Origin of the sequence: Micromonospora sp. CPCC 205539, assembly GCF_036906815.1 — a bacterium.
Lineage (GTDB): Bacteria > Actinomycetota > Actinomycetes > Mycobacteriales > Micromonosporaceae > Micromonospora.
The window spans coordinates 23230-32203 of the sequence record NZ_JBAKHW010000056.1 but is presented as its reverse complement, the minus strand read 5'-3'; the positions used below and the strand labels follow the sequence as shown (position 1 = coordinate 32203).

The window sequence follows — 8974 nt, the reverse complement described above, 5'->3', positions numbered from 1 at the left end:
CCCGCCCGCACGCCCCCAGCCCCCGCCCGACGCCCCTGCCCCGCCCGCACGCCCCGTCCTCCGTCCTCGTCGATCTAGGGCAGATCGCTGTCTTTGGAGATCAGCGCGCAGCGATTTTCCCTAGATCGACGCGACCGAGGGGTGACGCGACCGAGGGTGACGCGACCGAGGGTGACGCGACCGAGGGGTGACGCGACCGAGGGTGACGCGACCCAGGGGTGACGCGACCCAGGGGTGACGCGACCGAGGGGCGCCGCGACCGAGGGGCGACGCGGTGGGTGGTGCGGGGGAGGGGTGGGGCGGTGGGTGTTAGCCGGTGGGTTGGTCGTTGCGGATCATCAGGGCGCTGCGGAGGCCGGTGATGTCCAGGACGCGGAGCAGGAAATCGCCCACGTGGGTGAGCATCAGGAGGCTCTGCGCGTGGCTGGCCTTGCGGCTGAGCACGACCAGCGTGCCCAGACCCTGCGAGTCGCAGAAGGTGACGCCACCGAGGTCGAGCACGATCTTCGGCGGCGGGTCGGCCAGCACCTCATTGATCACGGTGGAGAGCTGCGCGGCCGTGAGCATGTCGATCTCACCGGCTAGGCGAAGCACTGCTTCGTCACCAGTCCGGTGTAGCGTGATGGACAGTTCGGCACGATCCACCCGGTCAGCCTAGCGCGATCCGGACGACCCGGCCTGTCGAGGCGAAGAGCAGCCGCCTGGCCCCGCCAATCGGCACCGGGGCGTGGTGAGCCGGGTAACCCCGGCCCGGGGTGGCTGCGGATTCGCCGCCCGGCGCTGACACAATGGCGGCATCGTGACCGACACCTTCTCCGCCGGATCTGGCCGCTACCCGGCCGACGCGCCGGCCTCCGAGGCCCTGTTCCACCGCGCCCGCGCCATCGTGCCGGGCGGGGTGAACTCCCCCGTGCGCGCCTTCCAGGCGGTCGGGGGCACCCCGCGCTTCATGGTTCGTGGCGAGGGGCCGTGGCTGCATGACGCCGACGGTCGCCGCTACGTCGACCTGGTCTGTTCCTGGGGGCCGCTGATCCTCGGGCACGCCCACCCGGCGGTGGTGGACGCCGTGCAGGCCGCCGCCGCCCGGGGCACCAGCTTCGGCACCCCCACCCCGGGTGAGGTGGAGTTGGCCGCCGAGATCGTCGACCGGACGCCGGTGGAGCAGGTTCGCCTGGTCAACTCCGGCACCGAGGCGACCATGTCGGCGATCCGGCTGGCCCGTGGCTTCACCGGCCGCTCCAAGATCGTCAAGTTCGCCGGCTGCTACCACGGGCACGTCGACGCGCTACTCGCCGCTGCCGGGTCCGGCGTGGCCACCCTCGGCCTGCCCGACTCGCCCGGCGTCACCGGCGCGGCGGCCAGCGAGACGATCGTGCTTCCGTACAACGACATCCGGGCCGTCGAGGAGGTCTTCGCCGCCGAGGGCCCGCACATCGCCGCGGTGATCACCGAGGCTGCCGCCGGCAACATGGGCGTCGTCGCCCCCCGCGACGGCTTCAACCAGCAGCTCGCCCGGATCGCGCACGCACACGGCGCGCTGCTGGTGGTGGACGAGGTGATGACCGGCTTCCGGGTCTCCCGCGCCGGATGGCACGGCCTCGACCCCTCCGACGCCGACCTGTGGACGTACGGCAAGGTCATGGGGGGCGGGCTGCCCGCCGCCGCGTTCGGCGGGCGCGCCGAGATCATGGCGCGACTCGCCCCGGCTGGCCCGGTCTACCAGGCCGGCACGCTCTCCGGTAACCCGCTCGCCTGCGCCGCCGGCCTGGCCACCCTGCGGCTGGCCGACGACGCGCTGTACCGCCGCCTCGACGAGACGGCCGCCGTCGTGGGCAAGCTCGCCTCCGACGCGTTGGCCACCGCCGGGGTCCCGCACCGACTGTCGTACGCGGGCAGCATGTTCTCAATCTTCTTCACCGACGCCGACGTGGTCGACTACGACAGCGCTCGCACCCAGCAGGTGCCGGCGTTCAAGGCGTTCTTCCACGCGATGCTCGCCGCCGGCGTCTACCTGCCGCCGAGCGCGTTCGAGTCGTGGTTCGTGTCGGCGGCGATCGACGACGCCGCTCTGGAGCAGATCGCCGCCGCGTTGCCGACCGCGGCGAATGCGGCGGCAGCGGCGGGTCACGGGGGGTAACGAGCGGTGAGCAAGACGGTGGTCCACGTGCTTCGGCACGGCGAGGTGCACAACCCCGACCAGATCCTCTATGGCCGGCTGCCCGGTTTCCGCCTCTCCGAGCTGGGTGTGCAGATGGCCAAGGCCGCCGCCGAGGGGCTGGCCGAGCGGGAGATCGTGCACGTGGTGGCCAGCCCACTGGAGCGCGCGCAGCAGACCGCCGAGCCGATCGCCGCCCAGTTCGGGCTGCCGGTCGGCGTGGACGAGCGGCTGATCGAGAGCGCCAACTGGTTCGAGGGCAAGAAGGTGTCGCCCGGCGACGGTTCGTTCCGCGACCCGCGCAACTGGTGGGTGCTGCGCGACCCGGTGACCCCGTCCTGGGGTGAGGCGTACCGGGCCATCGCGGAGCGGATGTTCGCCGCCGTGCACGCGGCCCGGGTCGCCGCCGAGGGGCGCGAGGCGGTGCTGGTCTCACACCAGCTGCCGATCTGGACCCTGCGCCGGCACGTCGAGCGCAAGCGGCTCTGGCACGACCCGCGTAAGCGGCAGTGTGGGCTGGCCAGCCTCACCTCGTTCCACTTCGACGGCGCAAAGGTGTCCGGCATCGGTTACAGCGAGCCGGCCGCGCACCTGATCGCCCTCTCCGCGACGGCTCGGACGGCCAAGGGGGCCTGATGACCGCCCGGAGGTGGACCGCTGGTCTGCTCGCCACCGTCGCCGCGGTGGCGCTGGTCGGCTGCACGTCGCAGAGCCAGGAGAAGACCTGCACCACCACCACGGATGGGATCTTCGAGTGCGCCCCGGACCAGCGGTCCGCGCCTCCGAAGATCGCCGGTGAGCTGCTGGCCGGTGGCAGCTACGACGTCAGCCAGGCCCGCGGCCAGGTGGTCGTGCTCAACTTCTGGGGCTCCTGGTGTGCGCCGTGCCGTGCCGAGGCGGACGACCTGGAGGGCGCCTACCAGGCCACCAAGTCCTCCGGGGTGACGTTCCTCGGCATCAACGTCCAGGATCAGCGGGACAAGGCGAAGGCGTTCGAGGAGGGTCGGGTGACCTATCCGAGCCTGTTCGACCCGGCCAGCAAGCTGGCGCTCGCCCTGGACATCCCGCCGAACACCGTGCCGGCGACCGTGGTGCTCGACCGGCAGGGTCGGATCGCCGTGGTGATCCGCGCCGCGGTCAAGCAGGAGGGCCTGCAACCGATCGTCGAGCGGATCGTCACCGAGCAAGCGGCGTCCCGCTGATGGGCGAGACCTTCAAGGAGTTGGCCGAGAGCGGGCCGCTGCTGCTCGCCATCGGGGCGGCGGCGCTCGCCGGCCTGGTCAGCTTCCTCTCCCCGTGCGTGCTCCCGCTGGTCCCCGGCTACCTGTCATACGTGACGGGCCTGGCCGGCACCGACCTGGAGGGCAGCCGACCCGCGGCCGACTCCGCTCCGGCCGAGGCCGGCGGCGGGGGTGTCGCCGTACGGGAGCGGGCTGCGCGAGCCGGCGCGGTCAAGGGTCGGGTGGTCGCCGGCACGCTGCTCTTCGTCGCTGGCTTCACCGCCGTCTTCGTCGCCACCGCGATCCTGTTCGCCAGCATCGGCCGGGTCTTCTTCGACTACGAGCGGCAGCTGGAAGTCATCGTCGGCGCGCTGATCATCGTGCTCGGGCTGGGCTACCTCGGGTTGATCCCGGGCCTGCAACGGGAACTCCGGATCTCCCGGCTGCCCGCCGCCGGGCTGCTGGGCGCTCCGGTCTTCGGCGCGGTCTTCGCGCTCAGTTGGATGCCGTGCACCGGCCCGACGCTCGGCGCGGTGCTGGGGATGGCCACCGCGACCGGGCAGACCGACCGGGCAGTGGTGCTCGCCGTGGCGTACTGCCTCGGGCTGGGCGTACCGTTCGTCGTCTTCGGGCTGGGCTTTCAGCGCCTGCTCGGAGTCTTCCGCGCCGTCCGGCGCAACAGCCGCTGGGTCACCCGGGTCGGCGGTGCCCTGCTCATCCTGATCGGCCTGGCGCTGGTCACCGGCGGATGGCAGAGCTTCGTGATCTGGTTGCAGACCACGGTCGGGGTGGGCGAGGTGAGCATCTGATGACGGTCCTGGACGACCGGCCGGAGACCGCGGCCCCGGCGCCCCGGCGCCGGCCCAACCGGCTGCTGGCCCTGCTGCGCAACTCGTGGCGGCAGCTGACCAGCATGCGTACCGCGCTGATCCTGCTCTTCCTGCTCGCGGTCGCCGCGATTCCCGGCTCGGTGCTGCCGCAGCGGGGGATCAGCCCGGAGAAGGTCAACCAGTACTTCGTCGACCATCCGGACCTGGCCCCCCGACTCAACCAGATCGGCGCGTTCGAGGTCTTCGGCTCGGTCTGGTTCTCGGCGATCTACCTGCTGCTGTTCACTTCTCTGATCGGCTGCATCACGCCACGGCTGCGCGACCACTTCCGGGCGCTGCGCTCCCGGCCGCCGGCCGCGCCGAAGCGGCTGGACCGGCTGCCGCAGCACAGCGTGCTCCCCGCCCCGGCGGGCGGGGCGGCGGCGGTCGCCGAGGTGCTGCGCAAGCGGCGCTGGCGCGTCGAGGTCCGCGGCGACGAGGTCTCCGCCGAGAAGGGCTACCTCAAGGAGACTGGCAACCTGCTGTTCCACACCTCGCTGATCGCGGTGCTGATCGGCGTCGGGCTCGGCTCCTGGTACGGCTGGAGCGGCAACCGCCTGCTGGTCGCGGGCGCGGACAACGCGTTCTGCAACACCCGCCAGCAGTACGCCGAGGCGAAGCTCGGCCCCCGGGTGGACAGCGCGGACCTGCCCCGCTTCTGCCTGCGGCTGGACGACTTCCAGGCCCGGTTCCTGGCCTCCGGCCAACCGGATTTCTTCAAGGCCACGGTGACCGTCGACGGCCCCGACGAACCAACCCGTACCGCGGACTTCTCGGTGAACTCGCCGCTGCGGCTGGACGGCGCGAGCGTCTACCTGCTCGGCCACGGGTACGCCCCGGTGATCCGCTACACGGACCGGTTCGGCCGTAGCCAGACCAGCACCACGCCGTTCCTGACCACCGGCGACATGGGCCTGACCAGCGAAGGACTGGCCGCCTTCCCGGATGCGAACGTCGACCCGGCCACCGGCAAGCGGGCACCGGACGAGCAGGTGGCGTTCACCGGTCTCTACCTGCCCACGGCACCTCAGCAGCCGCCGTTCGCCCGCTCGGAGTACCCGACCGAGCGCAACCCGACGCTGAACCTGGTCGCGTACCGGGGCAACCTCGGCCTGGACGCTGGCATCCCCGGCTCGGTCTACCAGCTCGACCAGCGGCAGGTGCGGACCGGCAAGGTCAAGGAGATCGGCACCAAGCTGCTCAAGAAGGGCGAGACCTGGACGCTGGACGACGGCACCAAGGTCGAGTTCCTGGGCACCGAGCGGTACGTGACCCTCTCGATGCGACACGACCCTGGCGCGACGCCGCTGCTGTTCAGCTGCGGGTTCCTGCTCGTCGGACTGATGGGGTCGCTGTTCGGGCGGCGTCGCCGGGTGTGGTTCCGGGTGAATTCGGTCGACCCCGCCGACGGATCTCCGACGAGCGGTAGTAGCTTGATGGAGGCCGGTGGGTTGCCGCGCACCGACTATCCAGGGTTCGCCGACGAGTTCGCCCAGCTCGTCGCCGCGGTCAGCGGTGACCAACGGGTGGCCGAGCGGGCCGGCACGGACGCTGACTCCAGCGACCGGGCCGGCGTGCGAGAAGGGACCGAGTGATGTCCGCGCTCTCCGACCATCTGGTGACGTTCGCGATCCTGGCGTACCTGATCGCGATGATCAGTCACGCCGTCGAGTACGCGCTGGGCAACACGCGTACCCGCGTCGCCGCGCCTCCCGTCCGCGAGCTGGTGGGTGCCGGTGGCGGCGCCGTCCCGGCACCGCCCGCGCCGCTCGCGCCGTCGGCCGGGGCCGAGCGCTCCGCGCGACGCGCCCGGATCGCTGGCCTGATCGCGGTGGGCACCACCGCGCTCGCCGCCGTGCTGCACCTCGCGGCGCTGGTCACGCGTGGCATCGCCGCCGACCGGATGCCCTGGGGCAACATGTACGAGTTCGTGCTCACGGTGACGTTCATCGGGGTCACGGCCTGGCTGGTGGTGCTCTGGAAGCGGCCCTCGCTGCGCAGGCTCGGGCTGTTCCTCACACTGGTGATGGTGCTGCTCGTGGCCACCGCCGAACTGGTGCTGTACGTGCCGATCGTGCCGCTGGTGCCCGCCCTGAACTCGTACTGGTTCGTCATCCACGTCTCGACGATCGTCCTCGCGTCCGGCATCTTCCTGCTCGGTGCCGTGCCGGCGGTCGGCTTCCTGATGCGCAACGGGTACGAGCAGGGCAAGCGGAGCTTCCCGTACACCCTCGCCAAGCGACTGCCCGGTGCGGTCGGCCTGGAGCGGCTGACCTTCGCGCTGCACGCCTTCGCCTTCCCGATCTTCACCTTCGCGGTGATCGCCGGGGCGATCTGGGCCGAGGCGGCCTGGGGGCGGCCGTGGGGTTGGGACCCGAAGGAGACCTGGGCGTTCATCTCCTGGGTGGTCTACGCCGGCTACCTGCACGCGCGGGCCACGCCCAGCGTCAAGCGCAACGTGGCCACCTGGCTCGCGGTGCTCGGCTTCCTCACCATGCTGATGAACCTGTTCGGCGTGAACATCTTCTTCACCGGCCTGCACTCGTACGGCGGGCTCGACTGACCCTTGGCGACACAGTGCGGGCCGGCCACGGAATCGTCCGTGGCCGGCCCGCTTCGTCCTGCCGGTTGGTGGGGCTCGGTCAGCCGCCGAACCAGCCGGGTACGTCGAGCCGGAACCAGTTCGTGGCGGCGACCGTCCGCAGGTCGTCCTCGAGGGCGTCGACCCGCTCCGGCCCGAGGGTCTCGGCCCATCGCTCGCGTAGCTGATCGAAGATCTCCGCCGAACGGCGCAATCCGTCGACACCGCGTGGGGTCATCGTGACCAGCCGGCGGCGGGCGTCCCGCGGATCGTTGGCCCGGTCGAGGTAGCCGATGGCGACCAGCCGGTCGATCGTCTTGCCGGCGGCCTGCTTGGAGATGCCCAGTCGCTGACCCAGCTCGGTCGCCGTGGTGCCGTCCGCCCCGACCGCCTGGAGCGCGAAGCCGTGCAGGGGGCGCAGCTCCGGATGCCCCTGCCGGGCCAGCTCGGCGTGCAGATCATCGATCAGCGTACGGAAGCCGGCCAGCAGCAACAGCGGAAGCTGATAGCCGGGCCGGGACGGGTCAGCGATTGCCATGTTCGACAACCACGTTTACTATTTCGTCAACCACGTTGACTATCGTACGGGACGCGACGCTGGCACCCGGAACGACGCTGCCGAAAGCAGGTAACCATGTCCGTCTTCACCGCGCACACCGCCGAGACCGCACCCGCCGCGGCCCGCCCCACCGTCGAGGCGGTGAGCCGCCGATTCGGCTTTCTGCCCGCTCCGGTGGCGCTGATGGCCGACTCGCCGGAGCTGCTCGCCGGCTTCCTCACCGCCAACGCGGGCTTCGACCAGACCGCCCTCGAACCGATCGAGCGGGAGGTGGTCGCTTTCGCCGTCGCCACCACCAACGGCTGTCCCATCACCGTCGCCCTGCACACCGGCACACTCACCCGGCTCGACGCGAGCACCGAGCTGAGCAACGCGCTGCGCGCGGGCACGGAGCTGCCCGAGGTGCGGCTGGAGGCGCTGCGCCAGTTCACCCTGGCCGTGCTCGACCACCGAGGCGCGGTGCCCGACGAGGCGCTGGAGGCGTTCCTGGCCGCCGGCTACCAGCCCCGGCACGCGTTGGACGTGGTGCTCGGCGTCGGGACGTACACCATCTCCACCTTCGCCAACCGGCTCACCCGGGCACCTCTCGACCCGCCGCTGGCGGTGGGCGCCGGGACGTCCGCCGCCTGACCGCGGACCGCGACGGGATCGGCTCAGGCTGCTTCGAGGAAGTCGCGCAGCAGGGCGAGCATCTGGTCCGGGCGCTCCTCGTAGAGCCAGTGCCCGCAGTCCTCGATCACCTCACCGCGGACCGTGTCGGCGTACCGGCGGACCTGCTCGGCGATCTGCCCGCCGAGGCTGGCCGAGGCGCCGACGGCAAGCACCGGCATGGGTAGCTTCGTGGCCCGGTACGCCGCGTTGTCGGCGATGTCCCGATCGAACGCGCGGAAGTAGGCGAAGCTGGCACGCAGATGCGCCGGGTCGCGCAGGTGACTGGCGAACTCCTCGATGTCGGGCGCGGCGATGCTGCCCTTGCGCACCATCAGGGCGTCGGTGAACCGGTCCACCCAGAGCGACTCCCGCCCGCTGACCAAGGCCTCCGGCAGCCCGTTGCCGAGCGAGAAGTAGCCGAAGTTCCACACGCCCGGCCCGGCCGGGGTGAGCGCGGGGAACGTGTAGATGCTCTCGTCCGGGATCGGCGCCTCGCTGAGCACCAGCCGGCTCACCCGCTCCGGGTGAGCGGCGGCGTACGCGTACGCCACCATGGTCCCCAGATCGTGCCCGACCAGCCGCAGGTCACCGACCAGGCCGAGCTGGTCGAGCAGCCCGTGCAGGTCGGCGGCGACCGTCTTCTTGTCGTAGCCGCCGTCGGGGGCGTCGCTGCCTCCGAAGCCCCGCAGGTCGGGCGCGACCACCTCGAACGAACGCCCCAACTCGGGCAGCAGGTGTCGCCACATGTGCGAGCACTGCGGGTACCCGTGCAACAGGACCACTGGCGGACCGTTGCCGCCACGGACGTAGTTCATGGTGATCTGGCCGACCCGCGCCCGTTGCTCGGTGAACCCCGCCGGGACCCGTCCCTCGCCCATCGCCGCCTCCGTCCGCCGGCTCAACGCCGCCGGCCGCCCGGCTACCCGCTCAACCGCCCCC

General features: G+C 71.6%; 10 protein-coding genes. 7 read left to right on the top strand and 3 right to left on the bottom strand.

The window, feature by feature from the left end:
• Positions 1 to 309: 309 nt before the first annotated feature.
• Positions 310 to 645 carry an STAS domain-containing protein gene (locus tag V6V47_RS30035; RefSeq protein ID WP_334631855.1) on the bottom strand — a complete coding sequence of 112 codons (336 nt, stop codon included), beginning with the start codon at positions 643 to 645 and terminating at the stop codon, positions 310 to 312.
• Positions 646 to 799: 154 nt separating this feature from the next.
• Between V6V47_RS30035 and hemL the strand changes: the two genes are divergently transcribed.
• The 6 genes from hemL to ccsB are packed head-to-tail and all read left to right on the top strand — an operon-like array spanning position 800 to position 6807.
• On the top strand, positions 800 to 2137 hold the full coding sequence (gene hemL, locus V6V47_RS30030; protein WP_334631854.1) for a glutamate-1-semialdehyde 2,1-aminomutase: 1338 nt from the start codon (positions 800 to 802) through the stop codon (positions 2135 to 2137).
• Between the two features lie 6 nt (positions 2138 to 2143).
• Positions 2144 to 2791, top strand: coding sequence for a histidine phosphatase family protein (locus V6V47_RS30025; RefSeq protein ID WP_334631853.1), 648 nt, complete (start codon positions 2144 to 2146; stop codon positions 2789 to 2791).
• Positions 2791 to 3357, top strand: coding sequence for a TlpA family protein disulfide reductase (locus V6V47_RS30020; RefSeq protein ID WP_334631852.1), 567 nt, complete (start codon positions 2791 to 2793; stop codon positions 3355 to 3357). The genes V6V47_RS30025 and V6V47_RS30020 overlap by 1 nt, the downstream gene beginning before the upstream one ends.
• Positions 3357 to 4184 carry a cytochrome c biogenesis CcdA family protein gene (locus V6V47_RS30015; RefSeq protein WP_334631851.1) on the top strand — a complete coding sequence of 276 codons (828 nt, stop codon included), beginning with the start codon at positions 3357 to 3359 and terminating at the stop codon, positions 4182 to 4184. The genes V6V47_RS30020 and V6V47_RS30015 overlap by 1 nt, the downstream gene beginning before the upstream one ends.
• Complete coding sequence (resB, locus tag V6V47_RS30010; RefSeq protein WP_334631850.1) at positions 4184 to 5839, top strand: cytochrome c biogenesis protein ResB; 1656 nt, start codon at positions 4184 to 4186, stop codon at positions 5837 to 5839. The genes V6V47_RS30015 and resB overlap by 1 nt, the downstream gene beginning before the upstream one ends.
• Positions 5839 to 6807: a c-type cytochrome biogenesis protein CcsB gene (gene ccsB, locus V6V47_RS30005; RefSeq protein ID WP_334631849.1), complete on the top strand. Its 969-nt coding sequence runs from the start codon at positions 5839 to 5841 to the stop codon at positions 6805 to 6807. Before resB ends, ccsB begins: the two co-directional genes overlap by 1 nt.
• A gap of 79 nt (positions 6808 to 6886) precedes the next feature.
• Here ccsB and V6V47_RS30000 read toward each other — a convergent pair whose 3' ends face one another.
• The gene (locus tag V6V47_RS30000; protein ID WP_334631848.1) at positions 6887 to 7363 is read right to left on the bottom strand and encodes a MarR family winged helix-turn-helix transcriptional regulator; all 477 of its coding nucleotides are present in this window, start codon (positions 7361 to 7363) and stop codon (positions 6887 to 6889) included.
• Positions 7364 to 7459: 96 nt separating this feature from the next.
• Between V6V47_RS30000 and V6V47_RS29995 the strand changes: the two genes are divergently transcribed.
• The gene (locus tag V6V47_RS29995; RefSeq protein WP_334631847.1) at positions 7460 to 8014 is read left to right on the top strand and encodes a carboxymuconolactone decarboxylase family protein; all 555 of its coding nucleotides are present in this window, start codon (positions 7460 to 7462) and stop codon (positions 8012 to 8014) included.
• A 23-nt stretch (positions 8015 to 8037) separates the two neighbouring features.
• On the opposite strand, the gene V6V47_RS29990 is transcribed toward V6V47_RS29995, so the two are convergent.
• Positions 8038 to 8913 carry an alpha/beta fold hydrolase gene (locus tag V6V47_RS29990; protein ID WP_334631846.1) on the bottom strand — a complete coding sequence of 292 codons (876 nt, stop codon included), beginning with the start codon at positions 8911 to 8913 and terminating at the stop codon, positions 8038 to 8040.
• Positions 8914 to 8974: the final 61 nt, after the last annotated feature.

Excerpts from the sequence above, each read along its gene's own strand:
- V6V47_RS30020 (WP_334631852.1), top strand. The coding sequence starts at position 2,791 with ATGACCGCCCGGAGGTGGACCGCTGGTCTGCTCGCCACCGTCGCCGCG.
- V6V47_RS30015 (WP_334631851.1), top strand. The coding sequence starts at position 3,357 with ATGGGCGAGACCTTCAAGGAGTTGGCCGAGAGCGGGCCGCTGCTGCTC.
- resB (WP_334631850.1), top strand. The coding sequence starts at position 4,184 with ATGACGGTCCTGGACGACCGGCCGGAGACCGCGGCCCCGGCGCCCCGG.
- ccsB (WP_334631849.1), top strand. The coding sequence starts at position 5,839 with ATGTCCGCGCTCTCCGACCATCTGGTGACGTTCGCGATCCTGGCGTAC.
- V6V47_RS30000 (WP_334631848.1), bottom strand. The coding sequence starts at position 7,363 with ATGGCAATCGCTGACCCGTCCCGGCCCGGCTATCAGCTTCCGCTGTTG.
- V6V47_RS29995 (WP_334631847.1), top strand. The coding sequence starts at position 7,460 with ATGTCCGTCTTCACCGCGCACACCGCCGAGACCGCACCCGCCGCGGCC.
- V6V47_RS29990 (WP_334631846.1), bottom strand. The coding sequence starts at position 8,913 with ATGGGCGAGGGACGGGTCCCGGCGGGGTTCACCGAGCAACGGGCGCGG.